At 67.1% G+C, this 18401-nt stretch carries 16 protein-coding genes; 12 read left to right on the top strand and 4 right to left on the bottom strand.

The window, feature by feature from the left end:
• Position 1 precedes the first annotated feature (1 nt).
• The 10 genes from LSQ66_RS10750 (at position 2) to LSQ66_RS10705 (ending at position 12329) form a co-directional block, all read left to right on the top strand.
• Positions 2 to 439: a type IV pilin protein gene (locus LSQ66_RS10750; RefSeq protein WP_231769773.1), complete on the top strand. Its 438-nt coding sequence runs from the start codon at positions 2 to 4 to the stop codon at positions 437 to 439.
• The gene (locus tag LSQ66_RS10745) at positions 427 to 1059 is read left to right on the top strand and encodes a pilus assembly FimT family protein (protein ID WP_231769772.1); all 633 of its coding nucleotides are present in this window, start codon (positions 427 to 429) and stop codon (positions 1057 to 1059) included. The genes LSQ66_RS10750 and LSQ66_RS10745 overlap by 13 nt, the downstream gene beginning before the upstream one ends.
• Positions 1056 to 1481, top strand: coding sequence for a prepilin-type N-terminal cleavage/methylation domain-containing protein (locus LSQ66_RS10740; protein WP_231769771.1), 426 nt, complete (start codon positions 1056 to 1058; stop codon positions 1479 to 1481). The genes LSQ66_RS10745 and LSQ66_RS10740 overlap by 4 nt, the downstream gene beginning before the upstream one ends.
• Positions 1478 to 2644, top strand: a complete 1167-nt coding sequence (locus LSQ66_RS10735; RefSeq protein WP_231769770.1) for a PilW family protein — start codon at positions 1478 to 1480, stop codon at positions 2642 to 2644. The genes LSQ66_RS10740 and LSQ66_RS10735 overlap by 4 nt, the downstream gene beginning before the upstream one ends.
• A complete protein-coding gene (locus LSQ66_RS10730) occupies positions 2641 to 3237 on the top strand; it encodes a pilus assembly PilX family protein (RefSeq protein ID WP_231769769.1) in 597 nt (198 codons plus the stop codon). Before LSQ66_RS10735 ends, LSQ66_RS10730 begins: the two co-directional genes overlap by 4 nt.
• Positions 3238 to 3256: 19 nt before the next feature.
• Entirely contained in the window at positions 3257 to 7888 is a 4632-nt protein-coding gene (locus LSQ66_RS10725; protein ID WP_231769768.1) for a pilus assembly protein, read from the top strand.
• A gap of 71 nt (positions 7889 to 7959) precedes the next feature.
• Positions 7960 to 9606, top strand: a complete 1647-nt coding sequence (locus LSQ66_RS10720) for a peptide chain release factor 3 (protein WP_231769767.1) — start codon at positions 7960 to 7962, stop codon at positions 9604 to 9606.
• Positions 9607 to 9697: 91 nt separating this feature from the next.
• Positions 9698 to 10090 carry a GntR family transcriptional regulator gene (locus tag LSQ66_RS10715; protein ID WP_231769766.1) on the top strand — a complete coding sequence of 131 codons (393 nt, stop codon included), beginning with the start codon at positions 9698 to 9700 and terminating at the stop codon, positions 10088 to 10090.
• Entirely contained in the window at positions 10087 to 10962 is an 876-nt protein-coding gene (locus tag LSQ66_RS10710) for an ABC transporter ATP-binding protein (RefSeq protein WP_231769765.1), read from the top strand. Before LSQ66_RS10715 ends, LSQ66_RS10710 begins: the two co-directional genes overlap by 4 nt.
• Positions 10959 to 12329, top strand: coding sequence for a hypothetical protein (locus LSQ66_RS10705; RefSeq protein WP_231769764.1), 1371 nt, complete (start codon positions 10959 to 10961; stop codon positions 12327 to 12329). The genes LSQ66_RS10710 and LSQ66_RS10705 overlap by 4 nt, the downstream gene beginning before the upstream one ends.
• A gap of 4 nt (positions 12330 to 12333) precedes the next feature.
• Here LSQ66_RS10705 and LSQ66_RS10700 read toward each other — a convergent pair whose 3' ends face one another.
• From LSQ66_RS10700 to LSQ66_RS10685, 4 genes are read right to left on the bottom strand one after another with little or no spacing between them, the layout of a single operon-like run.
• Positions 12334 to 12723: a cupin domain-containing protein gene (locus LSQ66_RS10700; protein ID WP_231769763.1), complete on the bottom strand. Its 390-nt coding sequence runs from the start codon at positions 12721 to 12723 to the stop codon at positions 12334 to 12336.
• A 43-nt stretch (positions 12724 to 12766) separates the two neighbouring features.
• Complete coding sequence (locus LSQ66_RS10695; protein ID WP_231769762.1) at positions 12767 to 13105, bottom strand: hypothetical protein; 339 nt, start codon at positions 13103 to 13105, stop codon at positions 12767 to 12769.
• 43 nt (positions 13106 to 13148) lie between these two features.
• A complete protein-coding gene (locus LSQ66_RS10690; RefSeq protein WP_231769761.1) occupies positions 13149 to 13568 on the bottom strand; it encodes a hypothetical protein in 420 nt (139 codons plus the stop codon).
• Between the two features lie 31 nt (positions 13569 to 13599).
• Positions 13600 to 16494 (bottom strand): nSTAND1 domain-containing NTPase, encoded by a 2895-nt coding sequence (locus LSQ66_RS10685; protein ID WP_231769760.1) that lies wholly within the window; start codon positions 16492 to 16494, stop codon positions 13600 to 13602.
• Between the two features lie 145 nt (positions 16495 to 16639).
• Between LSQ66_RS10685 and LSQ66_RS10680 the strand changes: the two genes are divergently transcribed.
• A complete protein-coding gene (locus tag LSQ66_RS10680) occupies positions 16640 to 17380 on the top strand; it encodes a hypothetical protein (RefSeq protein ID WP_231769759.1) in 741 nt (246 codons plus the stop codon).
• On the top strand, positions 17370 to 18392 hold the full coding sequence (locus tag LSQ66_RS10675) for a hypothetical protein (RefSeq protein ID WP_231769758.1): 1023 nt from the start codon (positions 17370 to 17372) through the stop codon (positions 18390 to 18392). The genes LSQ66_RS10680 and LSQ66_RS10675 overlap by 11 nt, the downstream gene beginning before the upstream one ends.
• Positions 18393 to 18401 lie beyond the last annotated feature (9 nt).

Genomic DNA, 18401 nt, shown 5'->3' with positions numbered 1-18401 from the left:
AATGAAACGCATGCACAAGGTGAGCGCGAAGGGCTTTTCGCTGATGGAACTGCTGATCACCATCGTGATCATCGGCATCCTGTCGGCGGTGGCGCTGCCCGCCTATAACGATTACGTGACGCGCGGCCGCCTGACGGAAGCCTTTACCTCGCTCTCCAGCGTGCAGCCGGTGGCCGAACAGTTCTGGTCCAACAACCGCAGCTACGTGAACCTGAACACCAGCGCTTCCTTCCCGCAGGCGGGCACCAATTTCGACTACGCGCTGAGCAACGCCACCGCCACCACCTATACCGTCACGGCCACGGGCAAGAACCGTCTCGTGGGCTTCGTCTTCACCATCGACCAGAACGGCAACCGCGCCACCACGGGCGTGCCGAGCGGCTGGACCGCCAACGCCGCCTGCTGGGTCGACCGCAAGAGCGGGCAATGCACCAAATAAGCAAAGCCCGCGGCGCGGGCGTGACCCTGGTCGAGCTGCTGGTCGGCATGGCCATCGTCGGCTTCCTCATGGCCATCGGCATGCCCGCCATGAACAGCTGGGTCAGCGCGGCCAGGGCCCGTTCGGCCATCGAGTTCTACGCGGAAGGGCTGGCGTCGGCGCGGCGCGAGGCCGTCAAGCACAATGCGCGCAGCCGCATCGTTTTCACCCAGAATGCGGGCAATTTCCAGCACGACTGGCAGGTGGACATCTGCTATCCCGCGCCCGGCACGCCCTGCGACGACAACTCGGGCGTCTGGTCCACTCCCACCGCGCCCGCCGCCAACGATCCCGAAGGCGCCGCGGGCTACACCTCCCTGCTGCGCAGGGCCGATGCGCTGCCCAAGGCCACCGTCATCGCGCCCAGCCTGACGCCAGCGGGCGCCACCTCGGTCTATTTCACGGAACTGGGCTGGGTCGATACCTCCATCGACAACCGGCTCACCCGCGTGCGCCTCGATGCCGCCTCCAGCATGGCGGCCGATATTCCGCCCGCCGCGCTGTCCCTGACCCTGGCCGGCATTGCCGTCAAATGCAATCCCACCGTTTCCGCGCCCGATTCGAGGGCCTGTCCGCCATGAAGATCCCACGCCCGCGCCAGGAAGGCATCGCGCTGCTGGAAGCGCTTATCGCCATCATCATTCTCGGCATCGGCCTGCTCGGCACCATCGGCCTGCAGGCGCGTTCCTATTCCGCGCTGTCGGATGCCGCCATGCGCGCCGAGGCCACCATCGCCGCCGACCGCCTGCTGGGGGTGATGAACAACGATGTCACCAACCTGGCCAACTACGAGGTGGCGCTGGACGGCACCCCGCCCGCCGCGCTCACCCCCTGGGTGAACGAAACGCGCGCCGCCATTCCCGCCGCGCGCCTTGGCGTCACCGTGGTGCAGGAAGACCCGCTGAGCAGCCGGGTCGATATCGAAATCCGCTGGACCCGCAAGGCCAACGAGATGGAAAACACCCACCGCGTCACTTCCTACGTCACATTGCCCAAGCCATGAAGACTTCCCATTCCATGCTTCGTGCGCGCGGCTTCTCCATCGTCGAGCTGATGGTGAGCGTGGTGGTCGGCCTGCTGGCCGTGATGTTCGCCACGCGGCTGATGGTGACCTCCGAGCAGACCAAGGCCGCGTCCCTGGGCGGCTCGGACTCCATGCAGAACGGCATGCTGGCTCTCTTCTCCATCAATACCGACGCGGCCCAGGCAGGTTGGGGGCTGAACGACGACCTGGTCAACGGCTGCAACACCGTGCTTACCGACAGCGAGAACTTCATGCTCGCCACCGCCCAGCGCGACGGCGTGGCGATCACGCCGCTGGCCCCCGTCGTCATCCGCAACAACGGCACCCGTTCCGACGAAGTGACCCTGTACTCGGGCAGCTCCCTGGCGGGAGCCGGCTCCGTGCGCATCCAGTACGACTACACCGGCGGCCCGGAAGTGGATACGGACAGCGCCCAGCCTTTCGGTTTCAACCAGGGGGACGTGATCGTGGTGGCGCCCGAACCGGCCGGGGGCAACTGCAGCCTGGCCCAGGTCAGCGTGTCGCCTACGTCGAGCAAGCTGCGCTTCGATGCGGGCGGCGCCTTCCGTTTCAACACGGGGGCGCTGGCAACCAATTACCAGGGCGGCCATGCGCGCGTGTTCGCGCTGGGGCGCATGGACAAGCTGTCCTTCCACACCTGGTCCGTGAGCAATGGCGTGCTGCGCCTGCGCGCCACCGACCTGGCCGGCGCCTCGGAGAATCCGCAGTCCGTGGTGGATAACGTGGTGGCGCTGAAGGCGCAATACGGCTTCGACGTGCGTCCTGCCGCCACCTTCACGCCGGAAGCGGGCATGCAGGTGGGGCGCTGGAGCGCGGACATGGTCGATGCCGACGGCGACGCTTCCACCGGCAACGCGGGCGACTTCCAGCGCATCGCCGCCGTCCGCCTGGCCGTGATTGCGCGCAGCGCCATGCCGGAGCGTCCGGCGCCGGGCCAAACCACCTGCAGCGCCACCACCGCGCCCCTGACGGTGTTCGGCACCGCGTCGCCAGCGGGCGTCCCGGCGGCTCCCGCGACCGTGGAACTCGATGTGCCGGGCGATCCCGTCAGCTGGACCTGCTACCGCTACCGCGTTTTCGAAACCATCGTCCCGATCCGCAACTCGGGCTGGAGACCATGATGCCTCACCGTGCAAGGAAAGAGCAGGGCATTGCGCTGCCGGTCATGCTGATCATGCTGGCTGTGATGATGATCAGCACCGTCTATCTGCTGCGCTCGGCCAACTCGACCACCATGACGACCTCGAACCTGGCCTACGACTCGGCCCTGAGCAAGGCGGCCGACCTGGGCATCCACCGCGGCTACCAGTGGCTCAACTCCCTGGCCAACCGCCAGGTGCTGTGGATGGACAGCCCGGCGAACGGCTATGTCGCCACCGTGAACCCGGCTCCGGGCGGAGGCGTGAACAATCCCCAGTTCTGGATGGGATCCGTGATCATTCCGCCCAGCGCCCAGAACCCGAACCGCATCGAGTACGTCATCCACCGCATGTGCCGCGATGCGGGGCCCTACAACGCCTCCGGCGCCAATCCCTGCGTGCTGACCTCCGCGAAGCTGGAGACCAAGGCCAAGACGCAGATGGGCGACAGCCTGCTCTCCGACGCGCCGGCCTACCAGAGCAAGCCGCAGCTGCATTACGTGATCACCTCGCGCATCAGCGGGCCGCGCGGCGGCAACGTGATCAACCAGGCCGTCGTGATGATGGGCCCCTGAAGATTCGACTGGAACCGCCATGAAGACCACACTGTCCTCCTTCCTTGCCCGCCTTTTCCTGGCGCTGGCGCTACTGCCCGTGCTGGCTCATGCGGGCGTGACCCAGATCGCCCAGGTGCCGCTGCTGAATATCAGCGGCACCGGCACGGTCAAGCCCAACCTCATGCTGCTGTTCGATAACTCCGGCTCGATGGACCAGACCTTCACGCCGGACTACGTGGACGATTCCCTGTGCCGCACCCGCCTCACGCTGGCCGCCAACACCCCCACCAGCTGCAAGGTGGGCTACCCGCCCTTCATGAGCCCGGACTTCAACCGCCAGTACTACAATCCGCGCATCCGCTACCAGCCGCCCATCAAATGGGACGGCAGCTATTACGACGAGATGAACTCCGGCCAGACCTCCGGCTGGACTGTGGTACCCAGCGACGGCTACGGCAAGCAGAACGTCAACCTGTCCGGCGCCGGCGATACCAGTATTGACCTGCTCACCGAGTTCCCCGACCTGCAGTGGTGCGACCCGAACAACAGCGGCGACTGCCGCGTGAACACGGCCAGTTATACCTATCCGGACAACACCTACACCTCGCCCAGCGCGATCAAGACCAGCCCCTATTACTTCAGCATCGCCGTCGCCGAATACTGCAAGGACGATTCGCTGACCGTCTGCACTTCGGTGTCGGTGGGCGGCGCAGCGCCGGCCGGCTATCCGGTTCCCGCCAAGGTCCGCTGGTGCAACAGCCGCGCGCTGACGAGCTGCCAGGCGAAGAGGGTGGGGACCTATATCTATCCGCGCTACTCGACGCCGACCAGCGCGGCTATCGTGTTCGGCACCATCGCCATCGGGGCGAGCGTTTCCACTTCCTCGATGCAGATCAGCGACGTGAAAATCCGCGACGGCAACGGCAACCTGACCCTCATCAGCAATGCCGCCGTGACCGCGCCCACCGGTACGAAGACGGCGGCCACCCAGGCGGCCCTGGCGAACCAGCTGGCCAAGACCATCATGGACAAGGCCAATCCCCTGGGCAGCGCCTACCTCGCCTGCGTGCGCAATTCCAGCTTGGCCGCCGTGCCGTCCTGCTCCGCCTTCAATATCACCCTGCCGTCGGACAATGTGGTGGCCGTGATACCCGTGGCCTGCGTGGGCTCCAAATCGGTCGCCACCTGCACTACCTACAATGACGGAGCCCAGAGCGGCTCGCGCGTGGGCTGGCAGCTGCAGCTCACCACGCCCGACGTGCTGACCACACCTGCGACTTCGGGCAAGCCGCCCACCGCCTTGCTCAACCTGGGCAGCGGCACGGCCAGCTCCAATGCCAGCGGCGCTTCGCCCAAGATCGTCAACCTGAAGTTCGGCGGCACGCTGATCTCCGCATCGATCTCGCTGGGCAAGAACAAGAGCAGCACCACGGTTGCGGGCACCATCCGCACCGCCATCAACAACGCCAACATCGCCAATATCCGTGCCTATGTCGGCGGCGACTCGGTGACTCCGGTGTGCGAGGCGGAACCGGCGTACAAGGTCTGCATCATCAACAGCGCCGCCACCACGGACGGCGCCGCCATCACCTGGGATTCGGTACAGGACAAGGGCACGCTGCTCTTCACCGCCACCAACGCCGTGAGCATGCGTGAATACATCAGCGCCACGCCCACCGCGCTCTCGCTGGGCGCCATCAGCTCCTTCGTGCGCGTGGACCTGCTGCCGGGTGTGACTTATCCCAAGGCCACGGGCCGCACGGACTGCGTGACGCAGACCGGCGTCTGCACCTACGAAGAGGAGATGACGAACTTCGCCAACTGGTACGCCTACTACAAGAGCCGCCTGCAGATGATGAAGACCTCGGTCGGCATCGCCTTCGCGGCCCTGACCAGCGACTACCGCGTTGGCTATGTGCGCCTGTCGCAGGCGGGTTCCGGCCTGGCCATCGACCTGAAACCGGCCGAGTTCACGGGCACGGCGCGCAGCACCTGGTACGACACGCTGTACAACACCACCACCAGCGGCTCCACGCCCAGCCGCACGGCGCTGGACAATGTGGGCCGCATGTTCTCCAACCTGGCCCCCTACAACTATGCGGCGGGCCAGGAAGTGGTGCAGTTCCCCTGCCAGCAGAACTTCGTGGTGCTGACCACGGACGGCTACTGGAACGGCGGTTCGACCGCCAACGTGGTCAACAACGACAACGTGGAGAAGGCGGACCGCTTCTGCCTCGCGTCCCGCGGCTGCGTCGATACGCGGGCGCAAACCCAGCCCTCGCTGGCGGACGTGGCCCTGCACTGGTACAACGGCGGCTCCTCCACCGGCACGGTTTCGCTGCGGCCCGACCTGGAGCCGGATGTCACGGTGCCGGGCCAGGTCCCTGCTGGCGACGGCGAGAACACCCACCTGCACATGAACACCTACACCCTGGGCCTGGGCATGGACGGCGTGATGACCTATGAGCCGAACTACGACACGGCGCCCAAGGTGGGCGGCGACTTCTACAACCTGATCACGGGCGTGAAGAACGGCTGCCCATGGAACGGCAACGGCGCCTATGTGTGGCCCAATCCGGACGTCACCAACACCGGCAACACCGTGCAGGAGAGGGTGGACGACCTGTGGCACACGGCCATCAACGGCCACGGGAAGTACTTCAGCGCCAACGAGCCGCGCGAGGTGGTGGACGGCCTGAGCGCCGCCCTGGCAAACATGCAGGTGTCCCTGGGCGCCGCGTCGGCCGCAGCGACCTCCACGCCGAATATTTCGCAGGAAGACAACGACATCTTCTCCGACACCTTCACCACCGTGCGCTGGTACGGCGAGCTTTCCAAGCGCAAGATCAACCCGACCGACGGCGTGGTGGGCGCCACGGCTGAATGGACCACGCACGATACGCTGGGCGACAGCGTTGCCGCCAGCAGCGATACGCGCACCATCTACAAGTACATGGCCGGCGGCGGCAGCACCCTCGACCAGTTCCGCTACGCGAACATGACGGCCCAGGAAAAGGGCTGGTTCGACAACAAGTGCCTGTCGCTGTCGCAATGCACGCTGCTGTCTGCCTCGGACCGCGCCATCGTCAACAACGGCAACAACCTGGTGAACTGGCTGCGCGGCCAGCAGCAGTACGGGAACGACACCATTTTCCGCGCCTATTCGCCGTCGCCCACCAATCCCTCGATTCCCGTGGTGCTGGGCGATATCGCCTCCTCGCGCCCGGCCTACCTGCGCGATCCGCGCAAGAACTACAGCGACAACAACTACGCGGGCTGGAAAGCCGACCGCACGGCCGAGCGCAAGGTGGCGACCGTGTTCACGGCGGCCAACGACGGCATGCTGCACGCCTTCGATTCGGCCACCGGCGAGGAGCTGTGGGCCTATGTGCCGCGCATTACGATGAGCAAGCTCTATCAGCTGGCCAGCACCACCTATGCCACCAACCACATCTTCACCACCGACGGCTCGCCCGAGATCGGCGACGTGTATTTCGGCGGCGCCTGGCACACGGTGCTGGTGGCAGGCCTGAACGGCGGCGGGCGCGGCTACTACGCCCTGGATGTCACCGATCCCAAGAATCCGCGCCAGCTGTGGGAGCTGTGCGCCGATTCCACCGTGTGCAGCACGAGCGTGCCGAACATGGGCCTGTCCTTCGGCAATCCGCAGTTCGGCACCTGGAAGGACGGCGGCGGCACGGCGCGCTGGGTGGTCTTCCTGACCTCGGGCTATAACAACGTTCCGGGCACGGACGGGGTGAACACGGGCGACGGCAAGGGCTATCTCTTCATCGTGGATGTGGCCACCGGCGCCGTGCTCAAGACCGTCAGCACCAATTCCGGCGATACGGCGACGCCGTCCGGCCTGGCGAAGATCAGCGCCATCACGGCGGAGCCGAACAGCGACCCGCTGGTGACCTATATCTACGGTGGCGACGTGCTGGGCCAGATGTGGCGCTTCGACCTCACCGATCCCAATGGCGCCGTGAGCGTGGTGAAGATGGGCGACGCGGGTCCGCTGCAGCCAATCACCACCCGTCCGGATGTCACCCTGTGCAAGATGACGGATGCGGACAGCGGCGCCATCTCGGCGCAGCGCGTGGTGCTGTTCGGCACCGGCCGCCTGCTGGACGTGCCGGATACCACCAATACGGACATGCAGAGCCTCTACCTCATCAAGGACACCGGCACGACCATCGCGCTGCGCGGCCCGAACATGGAGGAGCAGACCCTGGTGAAGACCTCCAGCGGCAATATCAACACCTACGAGATCAAGGAAGCGGACGCGGACCTGAACACGAAGCAGGGCTGGTTTATCGACTGGAAGCTGCACGCCGGCGAGCGCATGAACATCGATCCCAAGATCGTGAGCGGCGTTGCCAATGTGGTCACGAACCTGCCCACGTCCACTTCCTCCTGCTCCGTGGGCGGCACCAGCAATGTGTATGGCATCGAGGTATGCAACGGCAGCGGCGTAAACGGCACCATCGTCGGCACCACGCTGTCGAATACCTCGGCGGCGGTGGGCTTCATCATCATCCGCCTGCCCAACGGCCAGCTGAAGATGATCACCACCACGGCCAAGGGCGAAACCCTGACCCGCCCCATCACGGAGCTCGATTCGGAAGGCGCCCACCCCACGGGCTGGCGCCGCGTGAAAGGGGACTGATTTCACCCGGAGGCGGCCAAAAAACGGTAAAATTGCGGGTTTTCCCGCCGAGCCGTTGACTGGCCGCCATCATGTCCGACGATACTGAAGTTACAAGCCAAGATTCCAGCAGCGCCAAGACGCCTGCCCTGATCGCGCGCGAGGTGCAGCGCCGCCGCACCTTCGGCATCATCTCCCACCCCGACGCGGGCAAGACCACGCTGACCGAAAAGCTGCTCCTGTTCTCGGGCGCCATCCAGATGGCAGGCACCGTGAAGGCGCGCAAGAGCGCGCGCCACGCCACCTCGGACTGGATGGAGATCGAGAAGCAGCGCGGCATTTCCGTGGCCTCGTCCGTGATGCAGTTCGAGTACCGCGACCACATCATCAACCTGCTCGACACGCCGGGCCACCAGGACTTCTCGGAAGACACCTACCGCGTGCTGACGGCCGTGGACTCGGCCCTCATGGTGATCGACGCGGCCAAGGGCGTGGAAGCCCAGACCATCAAGCTGCTGGACGTCTGCCGCATGCGCAACACGCCCATCGTCACCTTCATGAACAAGCTGGACCGTGAAACCCGCGATCCCCTGGAGCTGCTGGACGAGCTGGAGTCCGTGCTGAAGATCCAGTGCGCGCCCGTGACCTGGCCCATCGGCATGGGCAAGAACTTCCGCGGCGTGTACCACCTGCTGAACGACGAGGTGATGCTGTTCAAGGCGGGCGAGGAGCGCGCCGACGGCGCCTTCGAGATCATCAAGGGCATCGACAACCCGCGCCTGCAGGAGATGTTCCCGCTTGAGATGGACCAGCTGCGCATGGAAGTGGAGCTGGTGCACGGCGCCTCGCATCCCTTCAATCTCGAAGAATTCCTGGCCGGTATCCAGACCCCGGTGTTCTTCGGTTCCGCCATCAACAACTTCGGCGTGCGCGAGATCCTGTCTTCCCTGGTGGACTGGGCGCCGCCGCCGCGCGGGCGCGACGCCACGGTGCGTTCCGTCGAGCCCACCGAGCAGCCGTTCTCCGGCTTCGTGTTCAAGATCCAGGCCAATATGGACCCTGCCCACCGCGACCGCATCGCCTTCCTGCGCGTGTGCTCAGGCCGTTTCGAACGCGGCATGAAGGTCAAGCACCTGCGCCTGAACCGCGAAGTGAAGGTCTCCTCGGTGGTGACCTTCATGGCTTCCTCGCGCGAGCAGGTGGAAGAGGCCTACGCGGGCGACATTATCGGCCTGCCGAACCACGGCAATATGCAGATCGGCGACAGCTTCTCGGAAGGCGAAGTGCTGCAGTTCACGGGCATTCCGTATTTCGCCCCCGACTTCTTCCGCTCCGTGCGCATCCGCAATCCGCTGAAGATCAAGCAGCTGCACAAGGGCCTGCAGCAGCTGGGCGAGGAGGGCGCCGTGCAGGTGTTCAAGCCGGTGCAGGGCGGCGAGCTGGTACTGGGCGCCGTGGGCGTGCTGCAGTTCGAAGTGGTGGCGAGCCGCCTGATGAACGAATACGGCGTGGACGCCGTCTTCGAAGGCACCAGCATCAGCAGCGCGCGCTGGGTGAGCAGCGACGACAAGAAGGCCCTGGCCGACTTCGAGGCGGCGCTCGGCCACAACGTGGCCTACGACGCGGCAGGCAACCTGGCTTACCTCGCCACCTCGGGCGTCAACCTGCGCCTGACGCAGGAGCGCTGGCCCAAGCTGACCTTCCACGCCACACGCGAGCACGCCACGAAGCTCGACTGACAGGAAACCGCGCCACGGCGCGGTTTTTTTTCGCTTGACAGTGCCGCATCATGCGTATACTGTATTAATCAACTAATACAGATATACAGCTATGCAAACCCATCCTCCAACGCTGTTTTCCATCGCGACCGGCTCCGCCGATCCGATCTACCGCCAGCTGATCGAGCAGGCGCGCCGGCTCATTGCTGCGGGCGCGCTGGCGCCCGGCGACCTGCTGCCTTCCGTGCGCGACGTGGCGCAGGCGCTTGCCGTCAACCCCATGACGGTGTCCAAGGCCTACAACATGCTGGAAACCGAAGGGCTGTTCCAGCGCATCCGGGGGCAGGGTATGCAGGTTGCCGCGCGCAAGGCGCATCAAGGCGCGGCGCGCGGGGAACTGCTGCGGCCCACGCTGGAACGGGCGGCGCAGGAGGCGCGCCAGCTCGAACTCGATCCCGAATCCGTTCTTACCCTTTTCAAGAAGATTCTGAAGGAATTCAAATGACTGACTCCATCGTGGAAGTGCGCGGTATCGCCAAATCGTTCGGCAAACAGAAGGTGCTGGATGGCCTGGACTGGCAGATCGGCAGGGGCAGGGTGATCGGCCTGCTGGGCCGCAACGGCGTGGGGAAATCCACCCTCATCGAGTGCATGCTCGGCCTGCGCGAAACGGACACGGGCGGCGTGCGCCTGTTCGGCGAAGCCGTGGAGCAGGGACTGAGCGACCTGGCGCGCGCCCGCATCGGCTATGTGCCGCAGAAGGCCGAGCTGTTCGAGTGGCTCACGCCGGGGCAGATGCTGGCCTGGTTCCGCGCCCAGTACCCGCGCTGGAACGCGGCCAAGGTGGATGGCCTCATGCAGCGCTGGGGCCTGGACCGCTCCCGCTACAAGCCGATTGCGCAGCTGTCGGTGGGCGAGAAGCAGCGCCTGTCCATCATCCGCGCCCTGGCGCACGATCCGGCGCTGCTGGTGCTGGACGAACCGGTGGCCAGCCTCGATCCCGCAGGCCGCCGCGACTTCCTGCGCGAGCTGGTGGAGGGCGTGATCGAGCGCGAAACCACGGTGGTTTTCTCCACCCATATCCTCTCGGACCTGGAGCGCGTGGCGGTGGATGTCGCCTTTCTGCGCGAAGGGCGCATTGCGCTCGAATCGCCGCTCGACGAGCTGCTGGGCAGCGCGCGCCGCATCGTGGGCTCGGCCACTCAGCTGGCGGAGATCAAGCTGGCGGGCGAGATCCGGCGCGAGCAGGACCCCAGCGGCATCACGCGCATCCTCGCCTGCATGAGCGATGCGGAGGCCGAGGCGCTCGGCGCCCAGCGCGCCCTGCGCGTGGAGTCCCTCGGCCTGGAAGACCTGTTCGTGGAGGTGACCAAATGAGCGCCCTGTGGGTGATGCTGCAGCAGCCCTGGCACGAACAGCGGCAGCAGCGGCTGTTGTGGATCAGCTGGGTCTTCGCCGCTGGCGCGGTGGGCGCGCCGCTGCTGGGCGCCTGGCTCGGGGCGCCCCGCCCGGGCATGGGCATCGGGCTCGGCACACTGGGCAGCCTGGCCTTCCTCTGGTGGGGCGTGTTCGTGCGCAGCGCCGTCATGCAGAACCAGCCCGCGCATGCCGTGCTGGTGCCGCGATTGCGGCGCCGCCTGATCCTGCTCACAGTGATGGTGTGGGCCGCAGGCAGCGTCGCGCTGGCAATTCCCGTTTCGCTGATGACGGGGCATTTCGGCCCCGTCCTGTGCGGCATCGGCTTCATGATGCTGTTTGTGCTGGCCTTGCAGCGCTATATCTGGCTGGCCGTGCTGCCTGCAGCGGTGATCTTCCTCAACCCCGCCATGTCCCGCGCGGTAGCGGCGGTATCGCAGATGTTTGCCGCGCTCGGCGACGCGGGCATTCTCGCTGGCGGGGTGCTGCTGAATGCATTGCTGGCCGCCGTGGTCCTGCGCCTGGTCTTCCCGCGCGGCGGCGACCGGCACCAGAAATGGTTTGCGGCCTTGCAGAAGCAGGATGAAACGCGCAGGACCGGACTGTTTGCCGCGCGCCTGGACGGCTGGCACACGGCCATCCACGGCGGCTACGGGCGCACGGTCGAAAGCGGCGCGGGCAGCCTGCTGCTGCACGCAATGGGACCGCAGGCCCACTGGGGCGCCATGCTGAAATCCGGCGCTTTGCTGGCCGTGCTGGCCCTGGCTGCTGGCATCTGGCAGCCGCCGCAGGATGTGTCGGAGACGCTGGCAAGCGTTGTGCTGCTGCCCGCCGCGCTGATGCCGCCAATGATCTTCGCCGTCCAGCTGCGCCTGCTCATGCAGCGCAGCACGGGCGAGCAGGCCTTGCTGCGGCTGTCGCCCGCGGCGCCGGCCGCCCGCCAGTTCAACCGGGAGCTGGCCCGCGCCATGGCAGGGCGCTTCCTCGCCTGCTGGCTGATTTCGACGGCAAGCGTGGCGCTTGCGGGCATGCTGTATGCGCAGTCCTTCTGGATGCCGCCCGCCTTGCCCGCAATGGCGGCGATCGCGCTCGGCGCCGGGGCCATGATCCTGCAGGACTACGCCTCCCTGCCATCGCTGAAGAACAACAGCAGTGCGATGCTGGCGCCCATTGCGGTCGCGAGCGCCCTGGCGGCCTTCGCGGGAGAGACCGCGCTTCCATGGGCCTGGATCGCTGCCGCCTGCGTGCCGCTGGCGGCCTGGCTGTGGCGCCTGCGCTGGCAGGGCATGATGGCCGCGCGCCCGGCCTTCCCGGCGGCGCGCGGCTGAGGACTTACTTGGCGGGGGATGCCAGAGGTTCCCCCTTGCGCACCACGTACACGCCCACCAGCTTCATGGGCGCCGTGCCGCTGTTGTGGGCGTCGTGGACTTTCCCGGCCGGGATGATGAAGGCTTCGCCCGACTTTACCTTGCGCGGCGGCTCGCCGTCGATCAGCAGTTCGCCTTCGCCTTCCTGGATGTAGCTGATCTCGTCGCCGGGATGGGTGTGGCGGCCCGCCTTCGCGCCGGGCGCCACTTCCACCTGGGCCACCACCGCTTCGCGGTTCTCGCCCGACACGTCTCCCTTCTGAAGCACGGTGCGCTTGATCTGCGCGCTGGCGGCGCCGGAGGCAAGCAGCAGGATGGCGGCCGCGCTGGCCAGCATGCGGTGTGGCTGTCTCATTTCTTCTCCTTGTAAGCGGTGCGCGGGAGTGCGCCGCCCCAGTCTACGCCTGTTCCGGCGGGCGGCTCAAGAGCGCATCGAGAATGCTGCCGATCCAGGCCGCGAGCAGCACGGCGCCTGCGATCTGGGGCGCCAGGGCGTCCCCGCCCGCGGCGGCAATGCGTTCGGAAATGATCTGGATGTCGAGCGGCAGGGCGCCGCTGGCGATCTGGCCGGCGATGCTTTCCGCCGTCTGGAGGGCGCTGCGCAGCAGCCAGAGAAAGGCGGCGGCTGCCGGCAGCAGGAAAAGGCAGGCGCGCAGCGTGCGTTTCAGCACCAGCAGCTGGCCCAGTCCGGGAAACAGCAGCGCCGAGAACAGCGCTGCCCTGGTCGATGGCTTCACATTCGATCCTCAGGCAAGGGAGAAGCCATCATCATACGCCTGCTCAGGGACCTGGCGGCGGGGGAGGTGGTGGCGAGCCCGGACGGTTTTCGATGTCGGGGTCCGTCGCCATCAGGGTCATGGTGGAGCTGGAGGCGCGGGTCGCCGTCACGCCGTTGAAGGCGAAGTTCCAGGTGAAGTCGCCCACCGCGGTGTTGACGTCGCTGATGGTGACGTTCTTGCCGTCCGTGCTGATGGTCGGCGTGCTGAACTGCCTGCTGGATGGCGACAGCGTCATGCCGGTGAACACCACGTCCGGCGGCGTCGGGAGCACCAGCTGGAAGTTGATGATCGTGTCGCGCTGCGTGATGACGAGCTTCGTGGGTTCCGTCGTATAGCTGTAGCTTACCGCCCCAGCTGCATCCCGCGACGGCGTGACGACCACCTGCACGTTCTGGAATGAGACTTTTTCTTTGTTGGTCATGAATTCCCTTTCGGTTTTGGACGTACTGCAATCACCGGCTTGTCAGCCGGTTTTGTGTATCGCGCTGTCTCAGCGCGATATCTTTCCTGAGCCGGGCGAGGTCGCTCTTGCCATGGTCGTCGTCGCCCAGGGCGGACGCCTCGCGGCTCAGTGTGTCGAGGGCAGCCAGCTTCGCCTTGGAGCCCGGTTCCGTGTCGAGCCCGCGCAGGCGGAAGTTCAGCACATCCACCTTCCAGCGCCGGTTGCCGGGCTCGTGCAGCGAGATCTCCTGCACCAGCCGTTCCGCCGACAGGAACTTCTGCCGCGCGGCGGCTGCTTCCTTCTGTTTCAGCAATATGTCGCCCTGGTTTACCAGCGAGTAGCTCAGGCGGCTGGTCCACACGGCTTCCTCCGGCGCGGCCTTGTGCAGGCGGTCCAGCAGCGCCTGCTCTTCCCCGAACAGCTGCATCGCCTCGGCGGACTGGCCCAGGGTGTTGCGCGTTTCGGCCAGCCATGAGAGCCCATTGGCCAGGCCCGCGACCAGCTTGCGGTCGTCCGGCGTGGCCTGCAGGGCGCGCCGCCGGTACTGGACCGACTCCTTGAGATGTTCCGCCGCCTCCGCGGTTTTTCCCTGGCGGAGCAGCATGGCGCCCAGCGAGTTGTGGGCGGACCCGAGATTCTTCCAGGCGTCGGCGTCGTCCGGCGCCGCGTCCATCAGGCGCTGGGCGGCGGCCAGGTACTCCTTCATCAGGCTTACCGCCTCATCCCATTGCTGGCGGTCCGCATGGATCTGGGCGCGGTAGAAGGCATTGGCGCCCAGCGTGCGCAGCAGCTCCTTGTCGCGGCTCCTGCCGAGGTCCAGCCGCTCGAGGATGGCGCGGGCCGCCGCCAATGCCTCCGCGGCGGCATCCGGCTTTGCGCGCGTGATGTTGGTCTCGGCGATCAGCTGCAGCCACTTGGCGCGCTGCAGCGAGGCGGAGGGACCGGCCGTGCTTTCCTCCACGTTCGAGAGGTAGGCCTGGGCGCGCTGGCTCACGCTGTCCAGCAGGTCCAGGCGGCCCAGGGGGCGCAGCTTGTCGATGAAGTCGCCCAGCATGAAGCCCATCAGGCCTTCCGCGTCGTTGCGGTGCTGTTCGGCCCGGAGCTGGGCGCTGCGCGCGCTCAGGCCCAGCACGCCGGACAGGACGGCGAGGGCGGCGATGGCGCCGATGGCCGCCATGCGCAGGCGCTCGCCCAGCTTCACCCGGCTCAGCGAGCTGCCGATGAATTCCTTCTCCTGGGCCGACAGGGCGAAGCCTTCCAGGGCCAGCAGGCTGGCGGCCTGGTTCACCTGGCTGCCGCGCGGCAGCAGCAGGTCGCGCGGACGGCCCGCGCTGGCCCAGCGGTCGGCCTGCAGGCCCAGTCGGGTGCGCACCTGCAGGGAATGGCGGTGCTGCTCGACCCAGGCCGCCACGCGCGGCCAGCGCCGCAGCAGGGCCTCGTGGGCCACGCCGAAACTGGGCACGCCGCCCGAGAGTTCGCTGACGAAGAGGCGCGCTTCCACCATGGCGCGCACCAGGTCGCGCGCCGCATCGTCGTGCAGGGCCGACCAGGGCGCGCGGCGCCCCGTCACCGCACCCTGTTCCTCGCCCACGTTCACCAGCAGCGAGAGCACGTAGGGCAGGGACTCCTGCTGGGCCGCCGCCTGGGCGCTCACCACCTGCTCGGCGCGCACGCCCAGGGCGCCCTCGATGCCGCCCAGTTCGCGGAACACGCTGAAGCGCAAGGCGCCCGCCTCGCTGCGCTGGCGGTACAGCTCGTTCAAACAGTACTGGAGCAGGGGCAGGGTGTCGGGATTGCCGCGGGCGGCGTCGCAGAGCACATCGTCCAGGCTGGCGCCGGTGAGGGGATCGCGCTCGAAACTGAGCTGGGCGGCGCGGGCCGGTTCGCGCACGATCTGCGCCAGCTCGGCCCCGTTCGGCGCCACCAGGTCGAAATGGCCGCCGCGCGCCTTCAGCGCCATCAGGGGCGAGAGCTCGATCAGTTCGGGATAAAAGTCGTTGCGGCAGGCCAGTACGAGGAGCAGGGCGCCGTCGCGCGCGAGCAGCTCCAGCACCTCGATGAAGGCCAGCCGCTGGGCGGCGTCGGCCTGGGTGGTGCGGAACAGCGCTTCCAGGCGGTCCACGAAGAGGCCGATGCGGATGCCCCCGGCCCGCGCCAGCTGGGCGGCAACCGATTGCGGCTCGGCGGCGAGGCGCTGCGCGATCTGGGCGGCGCTGCTGCCGTCGAACAGCAGTTCTCCGTTCAGTTCCGTGTCCACCAGCACGGCGGCCAGGGCATCGTACAGGCTGCCTTCGCCCAGGTCGGCGCAGTCCAGGTGCAGCACGCAGCCCAGGGCCACGCGCTGGCCCGGCTGGCCGCCCTCCATCAGCTGGGGCATCAGGCCCGCGCGCACCAGGGAAGTCTTGCCCGCGCCGGAGGGCCCGAGCACCAGGGCCATGGCGCAGCCCCCGGCCGCCTGTTCCAGCACCAGCTCGCGCAGGCGGCTCACGGCCTGGTAGCGGCCGAAGAAGATGGCGGCATGCGCTTCCTGGAACGCTTCGAGGCCGCGGAAGGGGGAGCCGTTCTGCCAGACGCCGGGCGGCAGCTCGTCCTCGGCCACCGGGGCAATGGCCCGGTAGCCGCGCTTGCGCACGGTTTCTATATAGCGGGGTTCGGTGCTCGAGTCGCCCAGGGCGCGGCGCAATTGGGCGATGGCCTTGTGCACGGGGTTGTCGCCCATCTCGGCCGTACCCCATCCGGCCTGGAGCAATTCCTCGGGCGGAATCACCGCCCCGGCGTGCCGGCACAGGTAGCGCAGCACGTCCATGACCCGTGGTTCGAGCTGGGTGCGGGTGCTGCCATCGCTCAGCGAGTTGCCTTGGATATCGACCTGCCAGTCGCCGAAACGAAAACCCCGGGAATCCATCTACACGCCGTCCAGTTCCTAAAACTTCTTATAAATCAGCTGCTTACTGTTCCGGAAGGTTTTCGGAAGGTCAGTTACTGCTGCGCTCGTTACATTCTCTCATGTCTTTATAACAGGAATATTAATGTTCCCACAAGAAAATATTATGGTCATCGAACGCCCATACGCCGACCGTGAAGAGTTTCTGCAACGGTATCTGAAACCGCTGCTGATTGACCCGCTGCAGGACCGCCTGAACAGCCTTCCCGACTTTCTGTTCAGCCAACCCGACGTCGGGGCACGGCTGGACAGCGAAGACAGCGTCAACGAGAAATCCGGCGCCAGCGCATCCCTGCTCGGCGGCCAGCGCGCCGTCTTCGTACCCGGCAAAAACGGCTGGCATTACCACGACCATGTATTGTTATCCTGGAAAGATGGGGGCGAACTGGTGCACTCGCGCCAGTCCGAGCAGGACCTGCGTTTCGGCATCGTGCTCTCCGAGCAGCCGGACATGGCGGGCACCGACCGCCTGACGGTGGACATCAATGCTTCCCTGATGCGCTACGAATGGGATTCGGTGGGCCAGCGCCTGCCGGACGGCCGGGCCACCCACCTGGGCAAGGGCTGGGCCCGGGTGACCCTGCAATGGTCGCTCCGTGTGCAGTGCATCGCCGGGGCGGACGGCCGGGTGCATGTGGTGGCGCGCCCGCGCAAGTCGGCTCCCGTGATGGATGCCCGCACCTTGGGCGCCTACCTGGTCTCCGACCCGCTGCAGCACCTCATGAACATGCCGCGCATCACGCATGGCTGGGAGCACGGCGCGGCCAGCATGGCCGCGGTACAGGGCGTGCTGGTGGCGCGCCTGGCGGCCGCCATCGAGCCGGTGCTGCGCTGGCATGAAGATTAACGCTTGCGGGCAGGGCGGCCCGTTCTTTGCCGCCAGCGACGCCGCGGGGCTGCCGCTGCTCTTCCGCACGGGACCCGACTGCCGCCTGCACCTGCTGCGCTATGCGGCGGGCGAGGGCTGGCGCAGCATTTGCCTGAGCGATGCGCTGCCCGACGCCGCCAGCCAGAGCATCAGCTGCGCCGACGTGCGCCAGATGGCGGACGGGCGCATCGCCCTGGCCGTGGGCCGGATCGGCCGCAACGGGCTGCACAGCCTGCACGTCGCGGCGGGCCTGGCGCCCGGCATGGGCGAGGAGGGCTGGACGGCGGCCATGCGCGCCGCCCACACGGTCCAGCTGCCACTGGGCATGGCCGTCAAGCGCCTGGATTTCGGTCCCCTGCAGGCAGGCGCGCCGCCGCTGCTGCTGGTGGATGCGGCCGAGTGCGGCCACTGGTATCTGAACGCCGCCATTCCCTTCCTGCCGCTGCGGCCCCTGAGCGCGCCGGACGAGATGCAGCAGGCCGCCTCCTATATGGTGGGCAGCTACCGCCTGCCGGGGCTGTGGGCCTTCGATCCGGGCAGGGATGCGGGCCTGCGCTTCATCTCCTTCCCCGACCTCTTCGGCCGCAGGATCGACGTGCGCTACGACGGCCTGCCGCCGGAGGCGAGCAGCTTCCGCCTGGCGGCCGGGCTGGTGCCGAATGTGCCGGACCTGTTTGCGGCGGGCGAACGCATTGTCGTGTACCGGGGCGGCAACGGGGTGCCGCAGACGGTGGTGCCCCTGGGCGGCACGCGGCTGCTGTGGCACGCAAAGGACCACTGCGCCGAGCACCTTGCCTATGCGGACAGGGACGAGGCCCTGTGGCTGGTGTCGCGTCCCGCAGCGGGACGCTGGGGCGAGCCCTGCCTGCTGACGCAGGAGCGCGCCGTGCTGTCGGCCGCGGCGGACGGGGGAGTGAATGCCTTCAGCGTGTCGGGCGAGTGGATGCGTTTCGGCGCGGACGGCCGGAAGCTGCAGAGCGTGCCCTTCTGAAGAAAAAAG

Origin of the sequence: Massilia endophytica (genome assembly GCF_021165955.1) — a bacterium.
GTDB lineage: Bacteria > Pseudomonadota > Gammaproteobacteria > Burkholderiales > Burkholderiaceae_D > Rugamonas > Rugamonas endophytica.
Note: the sequence above shows the minus strand (reverse complement) of the source record. Positions and strands in the feature narration are given on the sequence as shown.